A 21,917-nucleotide genomic window follows, 5' to 3' on the forward strand; every position below is an offset into this window, starting at 1 on the left:
GGACTCCACTGTGGATGGAGGCCACACCTATTGAAACCATCAAATCCGACCGGTTATGGAAACTCACCGGTTTTAACAGCATAATCACACTCGCTGGCTAATAACTCACTCGCGCGCTAGCGCTTCAGCGCGAGTTCCTATCCATCAACCATCACTATAACCATAATCGGCCAAATTGAGCGCTCGATTGTCGAACGCCAGCTGAGGAGGTACCCGACTATACAGTACCGATACGACAATTACTCCCTATTCTTTACTAGAAGGCAAATTTATACCTTTGACAATCAATTATCGACACAGAGACTCGTGGTCAAGACATAATGGATTGTGATGAAATCAGATAATTCAATTTATTAAACCATAAATAGATAGTTTAGATATTATATATGTCGATGGAAATTAAAATTCGAAAGCTTGTCCGTCATCTTGACGACAAAGGAGTATTTGAAACAGCAGGTGTAGTAGTGGATCACACTGAACGATCGGTAGCTAATCTTCTCGAGGGTTCACCTGGGTACTACCGAGGTCAAATGCTATGTCTCCGTCGGCGCTACAACACAGAGACGATTACACCCGTGTGGATTTCGCCAAAAGATATCACAGGGTTAACTGGAAAATACGAACGCCGGGAAGATGGACATCTCGATTATTTCCCCCACTTCAAACCCCGTGAGTCAGAGTGGAAGTCGGTATCATACGCTAAAGAAGTCGAATATGGCGACTCTTGTTTCGGATCGTGGGATAAAGATTCACCTCAGTTTTCACAACTTCTTTTGTATCGTGGTGCTCACCAACACTTTGTCGATGATCAAGACTGGAAAAAAACAGTTTATTATCAACAGCTCCGTGATCGGTTTTGTAAACGAGGATGGAATGACGAGGAAGCGGAAGAGTTGGCGATGAATAGGTGTCAGAAACTCGACTGGCTCCACGATAGAATGTCTGAACATGGCTATCGGTCTCAGCGAAAATTAAACGGTCATCCCCTCCATGAAGTTACGGTGACTGTTGGCCGTGATGGGGACGTCTTGTATAACTGCGAGGGCCGTCATAGATTGTCGATTTCGAAGATTCTCGGTGTCGATGCAATCCCAGTTCTGGTCTTAGCTACTCACGAAAAGTTTGATGGATCACTCACCTCTATTTTTTCAAACACTTGTGAACTATGAGCGGATACAATAGACTTGAACAAGCAGTAGGTCATTACCTCAACGACTTTCCACGAATAAAGGGAGCAGTCGAAACTACCTATCAGCGAGCGAGTTATCTCCTGTTTGCAAATAGAGATTTTAAATATAAACTTCACGACGATGTACCCCTTCATACAGCGCCTACGTGGTTCGGGGCCGAGGACGGAACTCTCGACGAGTTCTTTGTGGGCTTCTACGATGTTTGTCCTTGGAACGAAGACCAGACCCAGTACGTTGTTCACGAACTAGATGAATCGAGTGGTACCGTCTCAATTTCCGTGCTTGGCAAGGACGGTTCCGAACGTATCGCATCGACTGATGCCTGGAACTATCAGCAGGGTGCTCGAACACGTTGGCACCCGACACAGAAAGACGCGCTCATATTCAACGATATCGAGAACGGTAACGCTGTGGCGCGGATCGTTAATACTGATGGTGAGGAACTCGATCGATATCAGCAACCGATGCAAGCGATGAATCCGACTGGTGAGGACTTCCTATCTATCAATTACCGTCGACTGGATCACAACAGTCCTGCCTACGGCTACGGAACTGACGATGGATCTGAGTTAGCTACTCCGGCCGAAGATGGCATAGTCCGCATTGATCGTGATGGGAATACAGAGTTGATCGTTTCCTTTAGATCCTTGATCAGTGAAGTAGAAACAGCAGTCGACTCTGAGTATCATTATATTCATCATGGGCTCTACGCACCCGATGGCGATCAGTTCGCATTTCTACACAGATGGGTAGACGACGGGCAACGCCAGACGCGATTGTTAGTTTCGAATCGGTTCGGTAAGCGACGTCTCTTGTTAGAGAACGAGTACGTCTCACATTACTGTTGGCTAGATACAAAGCGATTGTTTCTCTGGGGAGGGTCCAAGGCCCACGGTCGTGGCTATCACATCGTAGATACTGAAAGTGGAGAGATCGACTACGTAGAAGGACTTTCCGGTTACGGCGATGGTCATCCGACGTTGTCACCAGATGGCGAGTGGGTCGTCACCGATACGTATCCTGACCGAACCCGCAAACGGACGCTTTGGCTCTACAACATATACAACAGCCGGAGTATCAAATTGGGGAATTTTTTAGCCCCATTCGAGTTTGATGGTGGGTATCGGTGTGACCTTCATCCCCGGTGGAGTCGGGATGGGAAATTTATCTCAATCGATTCAGCCCACGAGGGTGTTCGAAAGTCATATATCCTTGATGTGAGTTCGGTTTGTCAATTCGAATAGAATGATTTTCATACCATTTCGAGAATCAATAGCAGATATAACCGATATTAGACAATGTGTGCTATGTAGTCTAAAGTGAAGCTACAGGAATAATAGAAAAGTACCTAAATCCACACTCTAAACGTTCGTTGAATAGACACCACTGCGCATGAATATTGGACAAACTTCTCTTATCGTCTTTCTCTCTAAACTCCTCGGGTCTGCCCTCGGCTTCGTCGCTACGCTCTATTTCGCTCGAGAACTCGGCGCAGAAGTTCTGGGCGTCTATACCCTGGTACTCACGGTAGTCAGTTGGCTCATTTTGGCCGGTGAGTTCGGTGTCGGTCAGGCGACGACGAAGCGGATCAGCGAAGGGCGAGAACAGGGAGCGTATCTTTCGGCCGCGCTCGTGTGGATCACCGGATTCGCCGTTTGCCTCTCTCTTGCAGTCATTGTCGCACAACCAATTCTCGAGTCCTACATCGCCGAGTTCGATCACTACGTCGCCCTCTCTGTCGTCTGGTTCGTCGTCGCGTTACTCTTCATCAAGCTGTTTTACAGGACGATCGACAAGACGCTCAAAGGGGAACGAAAGGTCCACATCGAGGGGGTGCTCGAGCCAGTCAAAATCGGCGGCCAGAGCCTCATTCAGATCGTGCTCGTCATCGCCGGCTACGGACTCCTCGGGATGCTCGTGGGCTACGCCCTCGGTGGGATCATCGTCGGCATCGTCGGCCTGTACTGGGTCTCCACCCAACCATCGATGCCGAGTAAACGTCACTTCGTGAGCCTCTTCGACTACGCGAAGTTCTCGTGGCTCGGGTCGCTCAAGTCCCGGACGTTCAACGAGGTCGACATCCTCCTCCTCGGCGTCTTCGCGCAGTCGGCACTCGTCGGTGTCTACTCCGTTGCGTGGTCCATCGCGAAGTTCCTCGATATCTTCGGGGGGGCCGTGAGTTCCACGATGTTTCCCGAAATTAGCCATACTTCCGCCCAAAACGCTCGAGAAGCCGTCTCCGGCCTCGTCGAGGATTCACTCGCGTTCACCGGACTCATTGCAATTCCGGGCATCGTCGGCGGGACACTGCTCGCCGATCGTCTCCTCGAGCTATACGGTCCGGAATTCGTCGACGGGGCGACTGTCCTCGCACTGCTCATCGTCGCGACGACACTGTACTCCTATCAGAAGCAACTAATGAACGGCCTCAACGGGATCGATCGACCCGACCTCGCGTTCCGGATCAATGCGGTCTTCATCGTACTCAACGCGGGGCTGAACGTCGTGCTCATCCCGCGATTCGGTCTCGAGGGAGCAGCGATCGCGAGTATCGCGTCGGTCGCCGTCGCGACGATTCTGGCCTATGTCACGCTCTCGAGACTGGTCGATTTCCGGACGCCGTTCGGCGAAATCGGACGCCAAATTACAGCCGCTCTGGTGATGGGCGTCGTCGTCTACGGCGCACTCGAGACCGTCGAAACGACCGCCATCGTCGAGCACAACGCGTTCATCGTCGTATCGCTCGTCGGGTTCGGAGCGGGCGTTTACTTCCTCACGTTGCTCGCACTCTCTGCGCGATTCCGGTCGACGGTCGAGCGGAATATCCCGCTTCACGTCCCGTATCTGAGTTGAGGTTCGTGGCGTTACCAGGGTTCGTTTTTCAAGCCGAGTTGGTAGGCGATCATGTTCGTCGTCACGTGCAGGATCGGCGTGAGCACGACGACGACCGCGATAACGTCCCACGTAAACCACGTAAAGAACCACTCGTTCGCCAGAAGCGCCGTCAGCGGAAGCGAGACGACGACGAAGTCGAGTTGGTCGAGTCCGGGGAACATCGCGCCGCGTTCGCGTCCCGATCGACGTTTGAGAAACGACGCGAGGATGTCGCCGAGCATCGCCCCGCCCGCGAGTCCGAGTGCCGCGAGCAGGGTGAATTCCGGGACGTCGACACCGAGCGCGCCACTCACGTCGTCGGCGGCGAGCGTCAGTACGCCCGCGAGTGCGAGCCCAGCAGTCGTGCCCGCTGCCGTGCCGCGCCAGGTCTTTCCGTCGCCGAGAAGTCGGCTGCCACCCATGGTCCGACCGCCGTCGATCGGTCGACCGCCACCCGCCAGGACGGCAATATTGTTCGGAACGTAGGCGGGCAACATCGCCCAGAACGCGATCACGATCGTCTCGAGTAGTGCCATATCCGCGCCAATGAACCCCCGTCTCTTAACGGGCGGTGTTTTGGGTTGCAGACTGGACAGTGCGTTGCCAGACGAAAGCCGATTGCGCCCATTCGCGTCCGGCGACGTGTCGCTCACCGACAGGATATACACAGTATCTGTGAACTACGTACACGAAAAAGTTTTAGCACTGCTGATCGATCGTTCTCGTAGAGGGCCTGTTATCATGTCACGAGCTGTCTTCGACGAAGCAGCGTACGAGCGCCGACTGAGCCGAACGAGAGATCGATTGCGCGAGGAGGACCTCGACGCGATCGTCGTCGCCGATCCGGCCAATATGAACTACCTGACGGGGTACGACGGCTGGTCGTTCTACGTTCATCAGGCGGTCATCGTCACCCTCGAGCACGAGGAACCCGTCTGGGTCGGCCGACAGATGGACGCCGACGGCGCGCGGGCGACGACCACTCTCTCTGAACCGAATATCCGCGCCTACAGCGACGATCACGTTCACTCTCCGCACGACCTCCACCCGATGGACTACGTCGCCGGTGTCTTAGAAGACCTCGAGGTCGCGGACGGACGAATCGGTCTCGAGATGGACGCTTACTATTTCACCGCCAAGTCGTATACCCGTCTCCAACAAAACCTTCCCGAGGCCGAGTTCGAGGACGCGACGCTCCTCGTCGGCTGGGTCCGGGTCAAAAAATCCGACCAGGAACTCGAGTACATGCGCCAGGCTGCCCGGATTTCGGAAAACGCCATGCAAGCGGGATTAGACGCCATCGAAGCCGGCGTTCCGGAGTACGAAGCCGCCGCTGCGATTTACGAGGCGCTGATCACCGGCACCGACGAGTACGGCGGTGACTATCCGTCGATCGTTCCGCTGATGCCCTCGGGCGAGCACACCGGAACCCCGCACCTGACCTGGACGGACCGAGAATTCGAGGACGGCGACCCGGTTATCATCGAACTCTCGGGCTGTCGCCACCGGTATCACTCGCCGCTCGCACGGACGACGTTCGTCGGTGAGCCACCAGCAGAACTCGAGCACACCGCCGATGTCGTCGTCGAAGCCGTCGACGCCGCACTCGACGCTGCCGAGCCTGGTGTCACCTGCGAGACCGTCGAAAAGGCCTGGCGCGACACCATCGCCAAGTACGACATCGAAAAGGAGGACCGAATCGGCTACTCGATGGGACTGGGCTACCCGCCGGACTGGGGCGAACACACCGCGAGCATCCGCCCCGGCGACGAGACCGTCCTCGAGGAGAACATGACGTTCCACATGATCCCCGGCATCTGGACGGAAGACATCGGGATGGAACTGAGCGAGACGTTCCGCATCACGTCCAGTGGTGCGGAGACGCTCGCAGACTTCCCGCGAAAGCTGTTCCGCGCGTAACCCATCCCTAACGGACCGCTATACTGATCGCACTCCCACAATGACTTCGTCAACAACACACGAGACCGAACCAACGGCAGAGAGCGACCTCGATTCAGCATTGGTTACCGCACGCCGCCAACTCGAGCGTGCGGCCGCACACGTCGACGTCGATCCTGGCGTCATCGAGCGACTCAAACACCCGACACGGGTTTCACGCGTTTCGGTTCCACTCGAGCGCGAGGACGGCTCCGTCGACGTGTTCACGGGCTATCGAGCCCAACACGACGACGTGCGCGGGCCGTACAAGGGCGGCCTTCGCTACCACCCCGAGGTGAACGCCGAGGAGTGCATCGGCCTCTCGATGTGGATGACCTGGAAGTGCGCCGTCATGGACCTCCCATTCGGGGGCGGTAAAGGCGGTATCTCCGTCGATCCGAAATCGCTGACCGAAGGCGAGACCGAACGGCTCACGCGTCGGTTTGCCGAAGAGTTACGCGACGACGTCGGGCCCACGAAAGACGTGCCAGCACCCGATATGGGCACCGATGCCCAGACGATGGCCTGGTTCATGGACGCCTACTCGATGCAACAGGGCGAGACCATCCCGGGTGTCGTCACCGGCAAACCACCCGTCGTCGGCGGCTCTTACGGCCGCGAGGAAGCACCCGGACGATCCACTGCGATCGCGACGCGAGAAGCTATCGACTACGAGGACCGCAACGTTTCGGACACCACCGTCGCCGTCCAGGGTTTCGGCAGCGTCGGCGCGAACGCCGCCCGCTTGCTCGAGGACTGGGGAGCGACCGTCGTCGCCGTCAGCGACGTCAACGGAGCCATCCACGATCCCGCGGGTCTCGACACCCACGACATTCCAACCCACGACGAGGAGCCGGAGGCCGTCCTCGAGCAAGACGCTCCGGAAACGATCGCCAACGAGGACGTGCTCGAACTCGATGTCGATGTATTGATCCCCGCCGCCGTCGGGAACGTGATCACCGCGGACAACGCCGACGCCATCGAGGCCGACATCGTCGTCGAGGGCGCGAACGGCCCGACGACGTTCGCCGCTGACACCATCCTCGAGGAACGCGATATTACGGTTATCCCCGACATTCTCGCCAACGCCGGCGGCGTCACCGTCAGCTACTTCGAGTGGCTTCAGGACATCAACCGTCGCCAGTGGACGCTCGACGAGGTCAACGCCGAACTCGAGGACAAGATGCTCGCCGCCTGGGCGGACATCCGCGAGGAAGTCGAGAAACAGAATCTGACGTGGCGCGACGCCGCCTACGTCGTTGCACTGTCACGGATCGCCGAGGCGAAGGCCAAACGCGGGCTCTGGCCGTAGTGCGCGGTAGTCGACACATTCGATTTTCACACGTTGGGTGCACTGCCTCTCACCAACGTATTCCGATCGATCAGTCGTCGTAGCGCCCGATCTCGATTAGATTTCCGTCAGGATCTCGAACGTACACCGACGTAATCGGACCGACGGCTCCCGTCCGTTCGACCGGGCCCATGACGATCTCGACGTCTCGCTCCCGAAGTCGGCGCTCGACATCCTCGATGGGCGTCTCGGTCACCAGACAGCAGTCGCCCCCGCCGGGCGTCGGTTCCCTCGCGACGATGTCAACGTCGTTGTCGATCGGGTGGAGGTTGATCTTCTGCTCGCCGAATCGGAGCGCTTTGCGATCGTCACCGAAGGTTACGATCTCAGCACCTAGGTCCTCGTAGAACGCACACGTCGCCTCGACGTCCTCCACCGTAAGCACGAAGTGATCGATCCCGGTGAGCTTCATCGCTGTCCTCCTCGCGTCGCTGGTTGCCGTTCCATGAACTCCGCTTCGAGACCCCTCGAAAAATAACCCGACGATGGCCGGCGATCATACTGACCGACGGAACTCAGCACCCGTCGTTACGCCGACAGAGCCGCGGCCACCTTCTCGATCGGATGCGGCGGGTCGTTACAACCGTCGTATTCCGCCAATTGTGACCGACAGGAGGCACCCGGGGCGACGACCGTCTCGCCGTCGCTCGAGTCCACCTGATCGAAGAGCACCTCACCGATCGCCTGACTCAGCGAGTAGTGTTCGGCCTCGTAGCCGAAGGAACCGGCCATGCCACAGCAACCCGAATCGAGCGCGTCGACTTCGTAGCCGACGGTCTCGAGCACGCTGGCCGCGTGGCCGTCGTTCTTCGTCGCTTTCTGGTGGCAGTGGCCGTGGTAGGTCAGCCGTTCGTCGAGGTCGGTGGCGTCCGCGGTTGGCAGTCCAGCCGCCAGATCGAATCGCTCGAGATACTCGAGCGCGCCGTAGGTGTTCGCCGCGAGGCGTTCCACGTCGGGACCCGAGAGGAGGTCGAGGTAGTCCGACTGGAGCATGACGGCGTCGGATGGCTCGACGAGGACGACTTCCCAGCCGTCCGCGAGTTCGGGCGCGAGGGCCTCGACGTTCGTCCGGGCGCGCTCTCGAGAGACGTCGAGAAAGCCCTTCGAGTGTGCCGGTCGGCCCGTCGAGGTCACGCCGTCGGGAATCCGAACGTGAACGCCGGCCGTCTCGAGGACCTGCACGGTCGCCTTCCCGGCCCGCGGGTGGTTGTAGTTCGTGTACGTGTCGGGAAAGAGCAGGACCTTACGGTCGGCCTCCTCGAGTGGAATTCGGGAGCCACCGCGGGCGTCGAACCAGTCTTCGAAGCTCTCGTTCGCGAACGTCGGCAGGTCGCGTTCGCGAGCGATTCCGAGCGTCTTCTCGGCGAGGAATCCCGATCCGGGGAGCGACGCCGCCCAGTTCGACAGCGGCGCGAGCGTAGAGCCGAGTGCGTTCAACCGGTTGATGTTCGCGAACACTCGAGCCCGGAGACTCGCCCCGTTTCGCTGGTGGGCGGCGTGTTCGACTTCGGCTTTGAGCTTCGCCATGTCGACTTCGCTGGGACAGTCTCGAGCGCAGCCCTTGCAGCCGATACAGAGGTCCATCACCTCGGTCAGGAATTCCTCGTCGGTGGCGTCGGCGTCGAGTTCGCCACTCATCGCGCCCCGGAGCATGTTCGCCCGGCCGCGGGTGCTCAGGCTCTCCTCTTCTGCTGCGCGGTAGGTCGGACACATCACGCCGCCGGTCGTCTCCTGGTCGCCGCGACAGCCAGCACAGCCGTGACAGAGTTCGACCATTCCCTGGAATCCGTTCTCGTTCTCCCAGTTCAGCGCCGGCTCGAGGCCCGAATCGAAGGCGTAGTCGGGATCGAAGCGCAGGTGTTCGGTCATGGCGTGGTCGCCACAGACGTTCCCCGGATTCAGGAGCCAATCGGGGTCGAACGCCGTCTTGAGGTCGCGAAAGAGGTCCCAGACGTCGTCGCCGTAGAGTTTGTGATTCCACTGGGTGCGAGCGCGGCCGTCCCCGTGTTCGCCCGAAACGCTGCCGCCGTACTCGACGACGAGGTCGGTGACGGCGTCCGAGAGGGCCTCGAACTCCTCGAGGCCAGCCTCCGACTTCGTGTCGACGAGCGGGCGCATGTGCATACACCCCGGCCCCGCGTGGGCGTAGAAGCTGGCGAACGTGTCGTACTCCTCGAGGACGTCCTGGAAGTCCGCCACGTAGTCCGCGAGGTTCTCCGTCGGCACGGCCGTGTCCTCGATGAACGAGATGTGCTTCGCGTCGGAGGTTCGCGAGAGGAGGATCGGGGCCGCGCTCTTTCGCAGCTTCCAGAGTTCGGCCTTCCCGGCCTCGTCGTGGGCCTCGAGCGCGTCGAACGCCCGAACCGGATCGTCCTTGCGTCCGGATTCGGTGACGTTCCCCTCCTCGTCCGCGTCCTCGGCGTCAGCTGTCGGATCCGGAACATCTTCGTCGGGCAGTCGGTCGGCCAGCAGGTCCGCGACCTGTTCGCGGCCGTCGTCGTCGCTCTCGGCGTAGAACTCGACGAGCAACGCCGTCTCGGTTCCCGCGGGCAGTTGTTCGGCGACGGGGGCGAACTCCTCGGTGTTCTCCGCGAGGTCGATCAACACGTCGTCGATGGCTTCGATGGCCGCCGGGTCGTGCGTTCGAACGATCGTGTCCACGTCGGCCATCGCCTCGAGCAGGTCGTGGTAGGTCAACAAGGCGACCGACGTAGTCTCCGGCACCGGCTCGAGCGAGACGGTCGCTTCCGTGACGACGCCGAGCGTTCCCTCGCTGCCCGCGAACACCCGCGCGAGGTTGACGGTCGCGTCGGGATCCGGGCCGGCGTCGGCGTCGAGTTCGATCTCATCGTCGGTGTTCTCGTCGAACGCGCTGGGCTCGCCGTAGGCCTCCGCGACGAGTCGATCGAGATTGTATCCCGAAACGTTCCGTTTGAGCTGTGGGAACACCGCCTGAATCGACTCCGCTTCCTCGTCGATTACTCGCCGAAGGGAGTCGTAGATCCGCTCGAGGAGTCCGCCGTCCGGGTCTGCCTGTTCGCGGAGTTCGGCGACGGTGAGCTCGCCGAATTCTTCGACCGAGCCGTCGGCGAGGACGACCTCACACGCCTCGACGTAGGCGTCGGTCTTGCCGTACTGCAGGGAGTGTGCGCCCGTCGAGTTGTTGCCGATTGCGCCGCCGATCGTGCTCCGGTTGCCCGCGGCGGGATCCGGCGCGAACTTCAGGTCGTGAGGAGCGAGTTCGTCGTTAACATTCTCGAGGACTGCGCCGGCCTGGGCCGTCGCCCGCCGCTCGTTGGGGTCGACGCTGTGCAACTCCCCCATGTGGGTCGTGAAATCGAGGACGACGGCCTCGTTCACGGCCTGTCCGGCGAGGCTGGTGCCGCCCCCGCGGGGCAAGACTGGGATCTCGTGTTCCGCACAGTAGCTGACGACGCTCGCGACGTCGTCGCTCGAGCGTGGGAGGACGACCCCGATGGGCGTCAGTTCGTAGGCGCTGGCGTCGGTCGCGTACAGTCGTCGCGTCTGTTCGTCGAACCTGACTTCGCCGTCGATACGTTCCCGAAGCGCCGAGACGAGCGCCGGGCGGTCGATGTCGCCGGCGACGTAATCGTATTCGGCTCGAGCGTCCGCTGCGGGGTCCTCCTCTCGTGGATCCGACGGTGGGCCGAGGTCGGTCTCCGAGGGCGTCTCCGTCTGATCGCTGTGGTCGGTCGTGGTCGGCGAATTGTCAGTGGCCATGGTCAAAGGTCGGGCTGGTAGACGATGTTCTCGAGGGTACTTCCATCGTCCGCCTCGAGCGCGTCGACGTTGTGCGCGACGATGTCGGCAAGTCGATCCCAGTGTTTGGGCGTGTGGCCGCCCGTGTGGGGCGTGATGAGGCAGTTCTCGAGGTCCCAGAGTTCGTGGTCGTTCGGCAGCGGTTCAGGGTCGGTGACGTCGAGGGCCGCACCGCGGATGCCGTTTACCTGCAGCGCCGAGAGGAGCGCGTCGGTGTCGACGATTCCGCCGCGGGCGGCGTTGACGAGAACGGCGTCGGTCGGCAGCGTGGCCAGCGCGTCCGCGTCGACGAGGTTCCGGGTCAAGTCGTTGAGCGGACACGCGAGGACGACGTACTCGCTGCGCGAGAAGGCTTCGTGAATATCAGCCTCCTCGAATCCGAGCACCTCGTCGGTCGGGCCGCCCTTCTCCGGCGTGTAGCGAATGCCGATGGTCTCGACGCCAAAGCCCTCGAGTCGGGTGACGATCTCCTGGCCAATCGAGCCGAGGCCGACGACGGTGACCGTGCTGTCGGTGAACTCCCGCGACTGGAAGTGACGCCACTCGTTGTGTTGCTTGCGTCGCCAGCCCTCGTGGAGATTGCGCGCAAATACGAGCATGTTGGCGATCGACTGCTCGGCGATGCCGGGGGCGTGGATACCGCCCGCGTTCGTGACGGTGACGCCGCGGTCTGCGAGCGCGTCCATCGGGAGGTGGTCCGTTCCGGCGAAGATACACGCGAACAACTCGAGTCGGTCGGCGGACTCGAGGAGCGATTCGTCGATCGAGATTCCGGTGACGACCTGCGCCCGCGGGACGAGTTCTCGCTCGTCGGCGGGCGTTCGTGCGAGTGCGACGGTGCGTTCTGGCAGTTGTTCCCGGAGGGTTTCGGCGTACGATTCCATCGACAGTCCTTCCGTCCCCTCTCGGAGAACGACGATATCTGGGTTCGTGCTCATAGTGCGTTCGCGCGTTACACTGGGTTATCGCCGGTGCAACGCATCTATACCCTACGGTTGTCATCGACTCTCTTATCCCTTTTTGTGTAGCCGCCGTTAACACTGATTGTGTACAATTAAGGTCGTCGGACACGTCAGTTACTGACATGACCGAGCCGATACGGGACCGCCTCGTGTCCCTCCGACGGAGTTTACACCGCCACCCGGAACCCGCGTGGCGAGAGTTCACCACGACTGCCCAACTCGTCGAGGAAATCCAATCCATCGGCGTCGACGAACTGGCAGTCGGTCCGGACGCCTACGACCCCGCCGACCGAATGGCCGTCCCCGAGGGCGACCTCGAGCCGTGGATCGAGGGGGCTCGCGAGCGCGGCGCGGACCCTGCTCTGCTCGAGTCGATGGCCGGTGGCAACACCGGAGCTATCGCCGTCCTCGAGCGCGGTGTGGGTCCAACGATCGGATTACGCGTCGACATCGATGGGCTGTTCATCGAAGAATCGACCAGCGAGGACCACGAGCCAGCCGCCGAGGGCTTTCGGTCGGAAATCGACGGCACGATGCACGCCTGTGGCCACGACGTACACATGACCTGGGGGCTCGCCGTCCTCGAGGCAATCGCTGAGAGTGGTGACTTCTCGGGACGACTGGTGGTCTTCTTCCAGCCCGCAGAGGAGGTGAGCGGCGGAGGCTGCCCGATGGCGAAAAGCGAGTTCGCGGACGATTTGGATTACCTACTCGCCGTCCACGTCGGGCTCGATCACCCGACGGGCGAAGTCGTCGCTGGAATCGAGAAACCACTCGCGATGTGTCACGTCGACGCGACGATCCACGGCACCTCCGCACACGCCGGAAAGGAGCCCAACGAGGGCGACAACGCCATGCACGCGATGGGGACGGCGATCGGAAACGCCTACGGGATTCCGCGCCACCGCGACGGGATGACTCGAGTCAACGTCGGCTACGCGGAGGCGGGCTCCGCGAGCAACGTCATCGCCGAACGAGCCCACATGGAGGCCGAAGCGCGTGGTGAGACGACCGAACTCATGGAATACATGAAGGACCGCCTCGAGCGGGCCGTCGAATCTGCAGCGACCATGCACGGCTGTCGGGCCGACGTCGAGGTCGTCAGCGAATCGCCTCGAGCCGACAGCGACCCCGAGTTACAGGCCCTCCTCAGCGAGGTTGCAACCGACGTGCCCGGAACCGAGTCCGTCGTGCCCGCCGCGGACTTCGGAGCCAGCGAGGACGCGACCTTCCTGATGGAGCGCGTCCAGCGCGAGGGCGGCCTCGCGACGTACCTGATCGTCGGCACCGACCACCCGACGAACCACCACACGCCGACGTTCGACGTCGACGAGGCGAGCCTCGCACACGGTGTCGACGTGCTCGTCGAGACCATTCGAGAACTCGAGCGCCGGCATCCGGTTCCGCAGGTCGACGAGACGGAAGGCGGACGAGAGCGGAACGAGCCAGAGGGGAACGAGCGAAATGGCAACGAACGAAACAGGAGCGAACGAGAGGACGAACGATGAGGGACCACCGAGTCACCGTCGACGATGTCGAGGCCGCACGCGATCGAATCGACGAGGTCGTTCATCGAACACCCCTCGACACGTCCACCACGTTCGCCGACCTGAGCGGGGCCGCCTCCGTCGGGCTCAAACTCGAGAACGTCCAGCGAACGGGCTCGTTCAAGATTCGCGGCGCGTACAACACGATGGCTCAGCTCTCGCCCGCGGAGCGCGAGGTCGGCGTTATCTCCTCGAGTGCGGGCAACCACGCACAGGGAGTCGCGCTGGCCGGCCAGTTGCTCGATATCGAGACCACCATCGTCGTGCCGGAGGTCACCCCCGCCGCCAAAATCGAAGCGACTCGGGGCTACGGAGCCGAAGTCGTCGTCGAGGGCGACATCTACGAACGATCCTACGAGTACGCCCTCGAGCGAGCCGACGAGACGGGCGAGACGTTCGTCCACCCCTTCGACGACGAGGCCATCATCGCGGGACAGGGAACGATCGGATTCGAGTTGCTCGAGCAGTATTCCGAGATCGACACCGTCCTCGTTGCGATCGGTGGTGGCGGGCTCATCTCAGGAATCGGCACCGTGTTGAAGGCTCACGACCCCGACATTCGGGTCGTCGGGGTCCAGCCCGAGGGTGCGTTCCACGCGAAGCCGTCGCTCGAGAACGACGCGATTCACGAACTCGAGGGCGTAGACACCGTCGCGGAAGGCATCGCAGACACCCGACTACTCGAGACCACTTTCGCGAACGCTCGCGAGGTCGTCGACGACGTAGTGAGCGTCAGCGACCGCGAGATCGCCACCGCCGTCACCCTGTTGGCCGAGCGGGCGAAGACGGTCGTCGAAAGCGCTGGTGCGGCCCCGCTGGCGGCCACACTCTCGGAGTCGGCCGGGCTTGATCTCGAGGGCGAACACGTCGGTGTGATCGTCTCGGGGGGCAACGTGAACCTCACCGAACACGCCGAACTGACTCGAACGGGACTGCACGAACTCGAGCGCTACGTCGACGCTCGAGTGGCCGTTTCGGGCTGGCCGACCACCGTCGGTCGCGTGGTCGAGACCGTCGAATCCGAAGGGGCCGAACTCGACGTGCTCGAGCGCGCCCGTCGCGGACCCAGCGACGAGCCGAATCGGGTTCCCGTAACGCTGGGGCTCGAGGGCAGTGGGAAAGCGCATCTGGAAGGGGTGCTCGATGAACTAGACGGAACGGACGGCGTGTCGGTGCTCGAGCACTCGCTGGAGTAACCACCTCGAGTGCTTACTCCCCGCTGATCGAGACCATTTTGACAAAAATATTCTGGAGTGTGTGGGGATGATATATGAAACTGCAGCGTGTCAGAGAGACTATGAAACGAGCTATCTTCCAGTCGAATTATCGGGAGGGGGACGTTTCCTGGGTAGATTGGACGCTACTGGTGATTCTCCTCTCCCTCGGAGTCGTTGGCTTCATCCGTTTGGACAACGTCGCGCTTGGGAGCGTTGCACTGATCGCCGGGGCGAGTTTCGCCTTCTTCATCGCTGTCGTGAAGTCTGGCAAGTTGACGAATGCGTGAGACACTACACTGCGACTCGAGCGTCGCGTGCTCGATTTGTATCGAACGATGGGGAGATTCACACCTTGAACACTCGAGGAGCCACGGCGAGACCACACGCTCCCTCGAGTTACCAACACGGATCGATCGACGAACACACTACCCACAGCGAGATGAATTCACGTGATCGGGGTAGTTCACGTCATCGGATGGTGAATACCGCCCGCATCCTCCGCTTTGTCCCGGACGTCGTCCGGAATCTCCGCATCGACGTCCTCGTCGTGGTCGTCGTACTCACTTTGCATCGAGAACGTCGCGGTGTCGTCATCCTCGCTGATCTCGCCCTCCATGTCGACGGTGAGGGGCAGATTCGTCTCCGCGTCGACTTCCTCTTCGATCGTTACGTCGTCGAACGAGGCGCTCCCCCATCCCTGAAGTCCGGAAACGTCCTCACCTGATTCTTCCACCGCGGCTTCCATCTCGTCGCCCTCGAGTTCGGTGGTAACGGAAACCGTGTCGCCGTCGTCCTCGACGGAGACGTCGCCGTAGTAATAGTGCTCCTCGGTCGCCGTCGTCTCGTTCACGTCCCAGAACTCCTCCGTGGTGTCGTCCTCGAGGTCGTCGAGTCGGAGACGTTCCCACTCGTCCTCGCCGCTGTCCATGTACATGAACACGTCGTCGAAGTACGCCTCGAAATTCGAGGGCTGACCGGGTCCAGTGGTGCCAGCCATGTCGTACTCGGCCCAGCCTTCCGTCGCCGTATCGTTGATGGCACTGTCGACGCTCATCCCGGTACTCGGTCCGTCGTCCACCGAGACGTCCATCTCCATGCTCATCGTGTGCGTCTCGAGTTCCTGTTCGGCCGCCTCGCGGTCCTCGAGAAATGCGTCGAACTCGTCTTCGGACATGTCGCCGTCCAGTTCTCCCTCCGAAGGGCCAAAACACCCCGCGAGGAGCACGACACCCAGCACGCACGCGAGGACGATCAGTTTCCGCCGACTCATATCAACACAAAATAGTCAACAGTATAATAACTCCCCGTTTCGTTCGGAGGTTATTTCTCACGAACAAATCGACGTGAGGCAAATCGCGGCTGAGCAGTAACCACTTGCTCGAAGAAAACCGAACGCCGTCGCCGTTGCTGTCGCCGTCCCTCAGGCCGCTTTCGCGCTCGCGCCAGCCGCTTCGATTGCCTCGAGGAAGATCCCGATCCCGAGTTCGATTTCGCGCTCGCTCGAGTCCAGCGGCGGCAGGAGGCGGATCGTCTGCTTGCCACAGCCAAGCGTCAGGAGGCCGCGCTCGAGCGATTCCTCGACGACGGCGTCTCGTCGCCCGGGCGAGTCGAACTCGACGGCGAGCATGAGGCCCTTGCCGCGCACGTCTTCGACGTACTCGGGCGAATCGTCCCGGAGCAACTCCTTCGCGTGTTCGCCCCGCGTCGTGGCGTTTTCGAGCAGGTCGTACTCCTCGATGGCCTCAAGCGTGAACGCGCCCATCATCGAGCCGAGGAGGTCGCCGCCGCCGAAGGTCGAGCCGAGTCGGTTCTTCTCGCTGGGGAAGAGGTCCGACCGGGAGATGGTGGCACCGACGCGCAGCGCCTTCGCGCTCGCGATGACGTCCGGTTCGATGGGATAGTGATCAGACGCCCAGATTTCGCCCGTCCGGCCGACGCCTGATTGGATCTCGTCGACGACGAGCGGGATGTCGTACTCGTCGGTCACGTCCGCGATTTCCTGCATGAATGTCTCGCTCGGGAAGCGATAGCCGCCGACGCCCTGAATCGGCTCGAGGGTGAGAAACGCGATTTCGTCGGGGTTGATGTGGCCGCCTTCGGGCGAGAGCGAGTTTCGGAGTTGTGAGCCGCCGCCCGCGAAAAAGCCACAGTCACAGCTTCCGGCGTCACACGCGCGGTCGGCACAGAAAGGAATCGTCTCGATGCCGCTGATCTCGGGGTAGTGTCGCGTGAAGACTTCCTTGGATTTGGTGATCGAGAGCGTGCCGAGCGTTCGGCCGTGAAAGCTCCCCTCGAACGAGACGCCGTACTTCGCCGGTGCCCGGTAGTCGTGCGTGACTTTCATCGCGTTCTCCATCGCCTCCGCACCGGAGTTTGAGAGGAAGACCGTGTCCATGCCGTACTGACTCGAGACCTCGATCAACTTCTCCATTAGGTGACTCGAGCCCGGAACCGACGACTCCTCGGGGGTTGGGCCGGCACCGAAGTACATGTCCTGGCCGGCGATCTTCATCGGTTCGACGAGGTCGAACTCGCGGAGTTTCTCGGTGACTTTCGGGTTGTTGTAGCCGAGGGGTGCCGCGCCGATGTGACAGGTGAAATCGAGCAAGACGTTTCCGTCGACGTCGGCGACGAAGGGGCCGTCGGCCTCGCGAGTCACGTCCCAGACGAACTCGTGGGAGTACTCGCTGGGTGCGGCGTGTTCCCCGTGGTAGTCGACCCATTCGCGGGCGTTGGGGCCGGGGAAGGCACCCACGTCCGGTTCCGCAGTATCCCTATCCATACACAGAATATGTGTACGTCATCCATTAAATGTTGTTATAGATGGGCACGATAGTCGGCGACTCGGTGAGTTCCGCCCTCGCTCTGGGCCACGGTGCTCGAGAAACAGCCAAACTCGAAAATCGACGCACGAATACGAAAATCGAATACCGCCGAGGTTCGTCGTTAGTCGTCGTCTCCCGGTTCCGGTGACGCCGTCGGCTCGTCGTCGGTTCGCGTGGAACTCGAGCCAAAGAGCACCGTCTTCTCTTGGAGCAGGACTCGACCCTTCGTAGTGCTGAAGTCGTGGACGAGTGCGAATAAGGCGAGCAGACAGACGAACGCGAACGGTGCGCCCGTAATGACGACTGCTTGCTCGAGTGCGCCGGCTCCCTCGTCACCGCCGAGAATCATGAGGATCGCGGCGGTCAGTCCGAGGACGACGCCCCAGAAGAGGCGGTTGATCGTCGACGGTGACGCTTTACCGCCGGTGGTCATCATCGAGACGGCGAGCGTAGAGGAGTCGGCGGAGGTGACGAAGAACGACGTGACCAGGATCAGGAAGCCGATGATCAGCGCCGACCCGATCGGAATGGTTATGCCAGCGACCGAGAACGAAAGCGCGTCGAACAGGATGAATCCGGACACTTCCGCGCCTGCCTCACCTGCCAGCACCTCACCGAAGTCGGCGATGCCGTTGTGTTGTGCCCACACGGCGGTGCCGCCGACGAACGTGAACCACGGGATGGTCGCAGCGGACGTGGCGACGATGCCCGTAAATGCGACTTCGCGAACGGTTCGGCCCTTCGAAATACGGGCGATGAACAGGCCAGCGAACGGCGACCACGAGAGCGCCCACGCCCAGTAGAAGACCGTCCAGTCTTCGACCCATCCGGTCCCACCCTCTCCGGTTCCGGCTCCAGTGTAGAGGCTCATCGAGACGAAATCGCCGATCATCCCGCCCATGGCTTGCGAGCCGAGCAAGAGGAGGAACATCGTCGGACCGACGATAAACGTGACGAGCATTAACGCGACGAACAGGATCATGTTGAAGTTCGACAGCCGACGAATCCCCTTGTCGATCCCGAGCACCATCGAGATCGTAAAGAGGATGGTCATGGTCGTGACCACGAGCAAGATGCCGGTATCGCCCATGCTGATCCCCCACTGGTAATCCAGCCCGCTGACGAACTGGCTCCCGATGAAGCCGAGCGAGGTCGCGACGCCACCGATCGTCGCGAAGACGGCCAAAATGTCGATGACCTTCGCCGCCGGCCCGTCGAGATTCTCCTTGCCGAGGATCGGCGTGAGCGCCGAGGAGACCCGCAACGGGACCTTATCGTAGTTGTACGCGAAGTAACCGATCGCGATGCCCATGATGGTAAACACCGCGAGTTGGGGCAGCGCCCAGTGGAACAGCGTCTGTTGAATCGCGAGCGGAATCGCTTCGGCGGAGCCGCCCTCGGCTCCGAATAGCGGATTCGGGTCGTCGTAGTAGAACAACCCTTCAGTCGGACCCCAGAAGACGACGCCGGCGGCGAATCCAGCCGAGTACAACATCGCGAAAAACGAAAGGAAGCTGTACTCGGGATCCTCGTCCCCGAGTTTGATCTTCCCCCACGGGCCGACGATCAAGAACAGTAAGAACAGGACGATCAGGAAGACGATCACCAACAGTGCCCAACTCAGGTAGCTGAGCATCTCGGCTTCCGCAGCATCGATCGCGCTCGCGACGGCGTCTTGATCGATGAAAAACGCGGCGATCACCCCCACCGAAAGCAACGCACCGAAGACGAAGACGACGGGATCGAGTTCGTCGACGAACCGACCCACCGCACCTCGCTCTTCACTGCTCATGACACGTCACCCCCCTCGAGTACTCCCCAATTCACTCGGTAGCTGCCCTGATCACGGTCAACAGCAACCATGCTGCGTGATGGCATACCGAAGCAAACGTGAGTCTCCCGCATAAATATTTTCTTTTTGTAACCGACATACACAGATGTCGTTTATTCAAATCCGCCACTGACATTGACTCGATGATAGAAATAACTGGACGGTCGATTCACTGGTCGGAAAAAAGCGACCGAATACCAAAAAGTAGGTGGGTGCGTGCCGTCTTTACGATTTCATCGGCCGTACTCGTGGCGAATTGCGGTTTTCCGAGTACGGCTCGTGGAAACGATGATCGCGGTTTTTCGAAAACAGATCCGTCTCGCCCATGCGACTCAGTTCGTGAGTTCCTCGAGGTTCCCGTCGCGAGCGTCGGCACTCTCGTTGACCTGATTCGTGTACTCGTCGACGCGATCTTTGATCTGCTCGCGGGCCGACTCGGGGGAAAACTCCTCGGACATCGTTAGCAGCCTGACGAACGCGCGGAGTTCCTCGTCGGTGAGCTGGGCGAACTCCTCGTTCTCGAGTTTTTCGACCACTTCGTCGACGTCGATCTGGCCGACGGGTTCGACGTTGAACTCGACGTTGACCATTCGGTAGTTCGACCCCGCCAGTCGCTGTTCGGCCTGCCCGACACCCTCCGAGAGCATGTCTTTAAAGGGCGTATGATAGCCCATCGTCCCCAGATGGAGGAAGGCGAGCATATCCGTAATCCCCTGCGTATAGGCATCTCGTTCGTCGTCGTCCGGGTCGAAGACAGTCTGTCGATCCCGTTCCTCGAGGTACTCGAAGAGGATACTGAAATCGAGAACCGCGTTGCGAACGCGCCGGCGAATGCGGTTTCGCTTTTGCTTTTTCGAGTGATCGGTGTAATCCGTCTTCCGCCCGAGAAGAAAATCACGATCGGACGGTGTGAGAATCCCACGCGGTCGATCCGCATCGGCTGCCGTCTGCAGTGACGCCGGCACGTCATCCTGGCTCATACAGGACACACGGGTATCGCGCGAATTAACGTTTCTGATCTACTGAACATGTGTTTCGATCCACATGTCTCGAGTTACTGCGAGTCACCCGCCCTTCACTCCGGTGCGTCTGTGGCACTGATCGGATCACGATCGGTGGCGTTCGCACTCGAGGGCGGCCTCCGTAAGCACTGAAACGCCGATCTCGAGACTCTCCTCGTCGACGTCGAACGTCGGCGTCTGGTGGTTCGTCGGGTGGTCGGTGCCGACGAGAACGTATGTCGCGAGGCCGCCCGACTCCTGGACGCGTTCCATCAGGTACGTCGCGTCCTCGCTCGCACCCAGTTCTGCGGTATCGACGACGCGATCGACGCCGTCGGTTCGTCGCGCGACGGAGCCGACGAGGTCCCGAAGTTCGGGGTCGCTGTCGACGCTCGGCGACTCGCTGATTACGCGCGGCGTCACGTCACAGTCGTGCATCTCCGCGGCGGCGTAACAGACGCGCTCGAGTTCGGTTCGCGTGTACTCCATCAGCGCCGTCGTCTCCCCGCGAACTTCGCCTTCGAGGGTGATCTCCTCGGCGATGACGTTGCTCGCGGTGCCGCCCTCGACGGAACCGAAGTTCACGCGCGTCATGCCGTCGTTGTGTCGAGGAATCGCGTAGCCGTTTTGAATCGCCGTCGCGAGCGCCTGCATGGCGTTCGCCCCTTCGTTCGGGGCCGTGCCGGCGTGGGCACTCGCACCCTCGAACGTGGCGGTGATGTGGGCCATCGCCAGCGGTTTTTCGACGCCGGCGACGACGGTTCCCGTGGGGTGGCCCAATCCGAGGTGAACGGCGAAGAGGTCGTCGATTCCCTCGAGATAGCCGCCTTCGGCCATCGCCTTGCCACCACCCGAAATCTCCTCGGCGGGCTGGAAGAACACCGTGAACGTTCCCTCGAAGTCGCTGTTTTTGACCGCCTCGAGCGTTCCCAATCCCATCGTGATGTGGGCGTCGTGCCCGCAGGCGTGCATGTACCCGTCGTGTTCCGACCGAAAGCCCTCGTCTGCCGGCCGGTGGCCGCCCTCCGTCGACTCCGGGATCGCCGTCGCGTCCATATCGACCCGGAGGCCGACCGAGGGGCCACCACCGCACTCGAGGACCGCGACGACGCCCGTGTGGCCGTCGGCTGTCAACTCGAGGATCTCGTCCCGAACGCCGGCCTCGCGGGCTCGCTCGGCCCACGGCTCGATCTCTTCCTCGCCAGGAACGGCCATCCGCGCGTCGCTCGCGAGACACTCCCGGCCAACGGCGATCTCGTCGACGCCGATCTGCTCGAGTTCCGCGACGATTCGGTCGGTCGTCCGAAACTCGCGCCAGCCGGGTTCGGGATGGCGGTGAAACTCCCGACGGAGTTCCGACAGCCCAGTGCGTACGTCGTGGGACATTCTTGGCGGTGATAG

At 60.8% G+C, this 21,917-nt stretch carries 17 protein-coding genes; 8 read left to right on the plus strand and 9 right to left on the minus strand.

All coding sequences use genetic code 11. The annotated features are described in order from the left end of the window. Positions 1 to 392 precede the first annotated feature (392 nt). From BLW62_RS18350 to BLW62_RS11225, 3 genes are all read left to right on the plus strand, one after another. The gene (locus BLW62_RS18350) at positions 393 to 1,169 is read left to right on the plus strand and encodes a hypothetical protein (RefSeq protein WP_139305407.1); all 777 of its coding nucleotides are present in this window, start codon (positions 393 to 395) and stop codon (positions 1,167 to 1,169) included. Next, positions 1,166 to 2,434 (plus strand): TolB-like translocation protein, encoded by a 1,269-nt coding sequence (locus BLW62_RS11220; RefSeq protein WP_090507123.1) that lies wholly within the window; start codon positions 1,166 to 1,168, stop codon positions 2,432 to 2,434. The genes BLW62_RS18350 and BLW62_RS11220 overlap by 4 nt, the downstream gene beginning before the upstream one ends. 148 nt (positions 2,435 to 2,582) lie before the next feature. Further along, positions 2,583 to 4,043: an oligosaccharide flippase family protein gene (locus tag BLW62_RS11225; protein WP_090507124.1), complete on the plus strand. Its 1,461-nt coding sequence runs from the start codon at positions 2,583 to 2,585 to the stop codon at positions 4,041 to 4,043. An 11-nt stretch (positions 4,044 to 4,054) separates the two neighbouring features. Here the strand turns inward: BLW62_RS11225 and BLW62_RS11230 are convergent, their stop codons facing one another. Beyond that, on the minus strand, positions 4,055 to 4,600 hold the full coding sequence (locus BLW62_RS11230) for a CDP-2,3-bis-(O-geranylgeranyl)-sn-glycerol synthase (RefSeq protein ID WP_090507125.1): 546 nt from the start codon (positions 4,598 to 4,600) through the stop codon (positions 4,055 to 4,057). Between the two features lie 205 nt (positions 4,601 to 4,805). On the opposite strand from BLW62_RS11230, the gene BLW62_RS11235 reads away from it, so the two are divergent. Then, complete coding sequence (locus BLW62_RS11235; protein WP_090507126.1) at positions 4,806 to 5,984, plus strand: M24 family metallopeptidase; 1,179 nt, start codon at positions 4,806 to 4,808, stop codon at positions 5,982 to 5,984. Positions 5,985 to 6,024: 40 nt separating this feature from the next. Beyond that, a complete protein-coding gene (gene gdhB / locus BLW62_RS11240) occupies positions 6,025 to 7,314 on the plus strand; it encodes a glutamate dehydrogenase GdhB (RefSeq protein WP_090507127.1) in 1,290 nt (429 codons plus the stop codon). A gap of 70 nt (positions 7,315 to 7,384) precedes the next feature. On the opposite strand, the gene BLW62_RS11245 is transcribed toward gdhB, so the two are convergent. From BLW62_RS11245 to BLW62_RS11255, 3 genes are all read right to left on the minus strand, one after another. Beyond that, positions 7,385 to 7,765: a VOC family protein gene (locus tag BLW62_RS11245; protein WP_090507128.1), complete on the minus strand. Its 381-nt coding sequence runs from the start codon at positions 7,763 to 7,765 to the stop codon at positions 7,385 to 7,387. A 116-nt stretch (positions 7,766 to 7,881) separates the two neighbouring features. After that, on the minus strand, positions 7,882 to 11,094 hold the full coding sequence (locus BLW62_RS11250; protein WP_090507129.1) for an FAD-binding and (Fe-S)-binding domain-containing protein: 3,213 nt from the start codon (positions 11,092 to 11,094) through the stop codon (positions 7,882 to 7,884). 2 nt (positions 11,095 to 11,096) lie between these two features. Further along, positions 11,097 to 12,071, minus strand: a complete 975-nt coding sequence (locus tag BLW62_RS11255; RefSeq protein ID WP_090507130.1) for a D-2-hydroxyacid dehydrogenase — start codon at positions 12,069 to 12,071, stop codon at positions 11,097 to 11,099. Positions 12,072 to 12,217: 146 nt separating this feature from the next. Between BLW62_RS11255 and BLW62_RS11260 the strand changes: the two genes are divergently transcribed. The 3 genes from BLW62_RS11260 (at position 12,218) to BLW62_RS11270 (ending at position 15,146) form a co-directional block, all read left to right on the plus strand. Further along, positions 12,218 to 13,603 carry an amidohydrolase gene (locus tag BLW62_RS11260; protein WP_090507131.1) on the plus strand — a complete coding sequence of 462 codons (1,386 nt, stop codon included), beginning with the start codon at positions 12,218 to 12,220 and terminating at the stop codon, positions 13,601 to 13,603. Then, on the plus strand, positions 13,600 to 14,838 hold the full coding sequence (gene ilvA / locus BLW62_RS11265) for a threonine ammonia-lyase (RefSeq protein ID WP_090507132.1): 1,239 nt from the start codon (positions 13,600 to 13,602) through the stop codon (positions 14,836 to 14,838). Before BLW62_RS11260 ends, ilvA begins: the two co-directional genes overlap by 4 nt. 101 nt (positions 14,839 to 14,939) lie before the next feature. Next, positions 14,940 to 15,146 carry a hypothetical protein gene (locus BLW62_RS11270; protein ID WP_139305408.1) on the plus strand — a complete coding sequence of 69 codons (207 nt, stop codon included), beginning with the start codon at positions 14,940 to 14,942 and terminating at the stop codon, positions 15,144 to 15,146. Between the two features lie 176 nt (positions 15,147 to 15,322). Here the strand turns inward: BLW62_RS11270 and BLW62_RS11275 are convergent, their stop codons facing one another. From BLW62_RS11275 to BLW62_RS11295, 5 genes are all read right to left on the minus strand, one after another. Beyond that, the gene (locus BLW62_RS11275; protein ID WP_090507134.1) at positions 15,323 to 16,129 is read right to left on the minus strand and encodes a DUF6612 family protein; all 807 of its coding nucleotides are present in this window, start codon (positions 16,127 to 16,129) and stop codon (positions 15,323 to 15,325) included. Positions 16,130 to 16,279: 150 nt separating this feature from the next. After that, the gene (locus BLW62_RS11280) at positions 16,280 to 17,641 is read right to left on the minus strand and encodes an aminotransferase class III-fold pyridoxal phosphate-dependent enzyme (protein ID WP_090507135.1); all 1,362 of its coding nucleotides are present in this window, start codon (positions 17,639 to 17,641) and stop codon (positions 16,280 to 16,282) included. A 164-nt stretch (positions 17,642 to 17,805) separates the two neighbouring features. After that, a complete protein-coding gene (locus BLW62_RS11285; protein WP_090507136.1) occupies positions 17,806 to 19,476 on the minus strand; it encodes a BCCT family transporter in 1,671 nt (556 codons plus the stop codon). Between the two features lie 371 nt (positions 19,477 to 19,847). Continuing rightward, on the minus strand, positions 19,848 to 20,495 hold the full coding sequence (locus BLW62_RS11290) for a DUF8102 family protein (protein ID WP_090507137.1): 648 nt from the start codon (positions 20,493 to 20,495) through the stop codon (positions 19,848 to 19,850). Between the two features lie 126 nt (positions 20,496 to 20,621). Next, positions 20,622 to 21,902, minus strand: a complete 1,281-nt coding sequence (locus tag BLW62_RS11295; protein WP_090507138.1) for an amidohydrolase — start codon at positions 21,900 to 21,902, stop codon at positions 20,622 to 20,624. Between the last annotated feature and the right edge of the window lie 15 nt (positions 21,903 to 21,917).

This window comes from Natronorubrum sediminis, from assembly GCF_900108095.1.
Taxonomy (GTDB): domain Archaea; phylum Halobacteriota; class Halobacteria; order Halobacteriales; family Natrialbaceae; genus Natronorubrum; species Natronorubrum sediminis.

Coding starts and splice junctions, on each gene's coding strand:
- BLW62_RS18350 (WP_139305407.1), top strand. CDS start 393: ATGGAAATTAAAATTCGAAAGCTTGTCCGTCATCTTGACGACAAAGGA.
- BLW62_RS11220 (WP_090507123.1), top strand. CDS start 1,166: ATGAGCGGATACAATAGACTTGAACAAGCAGTAGGTCATTACCTCAAC.
- BLW62_RS11225 (WP_090507124.1), top strand. CDS start 2,583: ATGAATATTGGACAAACTTCTCTTATCGTCTTTCTCTCTAAACTCCTC.
- BLW62_RS11230 (WP_090507125.1), bottom strand. CDS start 4,600: ATGGCACTACTCGAGACGATCGTGATCGCGTTCTGGGCGATGTTGCCC.
- BLW62_RS11235 (WP_090507126.1), top strand. CDS start 4,806: ATGTCACGAGCTGTCTTCGACGAAGCAGCGTACGAGCGCCGACTGAGC.
- gdhB (WP_090507127.1), top strand. CDS start 6,025: ATGACTTCGTCAACAACACACGAGACCGAACCAACGGCAGAGAGCGAC.
- BLW62_RS11245 (WP_090507128.1), bottom strand. CDS start 7,765: ATGAAGCTCACCGGGATCGATCACTTCGTGCTTACGGTGGAGGACGTC.
- BLW62_RS11250 (WP_090507129.1), bottom strand. CDS start 11,094: ATGGCCACTGACAATTCGCCGACCACGACCGACCACAGCGATCAGACG.
- BLW62_RS11255 (WP_090507130.1), bottom strand. CDS start 12,071: ATGAGCACGAACCCAGATATCGTCGTTCTCCGAGAGGGGACGGAAGGA.
- BLW62_RS11260 (WP_090507131.1), top strand. CDS start 12,218: ATGACCGAGCCGATACGGGACCGCCTCGTGTCCCTCCGACGGAGTTTA.
- ilvA (WP_090507132.1), top strand. CDS start 13,600: ATGAGGGACCACCGAGTCACCGTCGACGATGTCGAGGCCGCACGCGAT.
- BLW62_RS11270 (WP_139305408.1), top strand. CDS start 14,940: ATGAAACGAGCTATCTTCCAGTCGAATTATCGGGAGGGGGACGTTTCC.
- BLW62_RS11275 (WP_090507134.1), bottom strand. CDS start 16,129: ATGAGTCGGCGGAAACTGATCGTCCTCGCGTGCGTGCTGGGTGTCGTG.
- BLW62_RS11280 (WP_090507135.1), bottom strand. CDS start 17,641: ATGGATAGGGATACTGCGGAACCGGACGTGGGTGCCTTCCCCGGCCCC.
- BLW62_RS11285 (WP_090507136.1), bottom strand. CDS start 19,476: ATGAGCAGTGAAGAGCGAGGTGCGGTGGGTCGGTTCGTCGACGAACTC.
- BLW62_RS11290 (WP_090507137.1), bottom strand. CDS start 20,495: ATGAGCCAGGATGACGTGCCGGCGTCACTGCAGACGGCAGCCGATGCG.
- BLW62_RS11295 (WP_090507138.1), bottom strand. CDS start 21,902: ATGTCCCACGACGTACGCACTGGGCTGTCGGAACTCCGTCGGGAGTTT.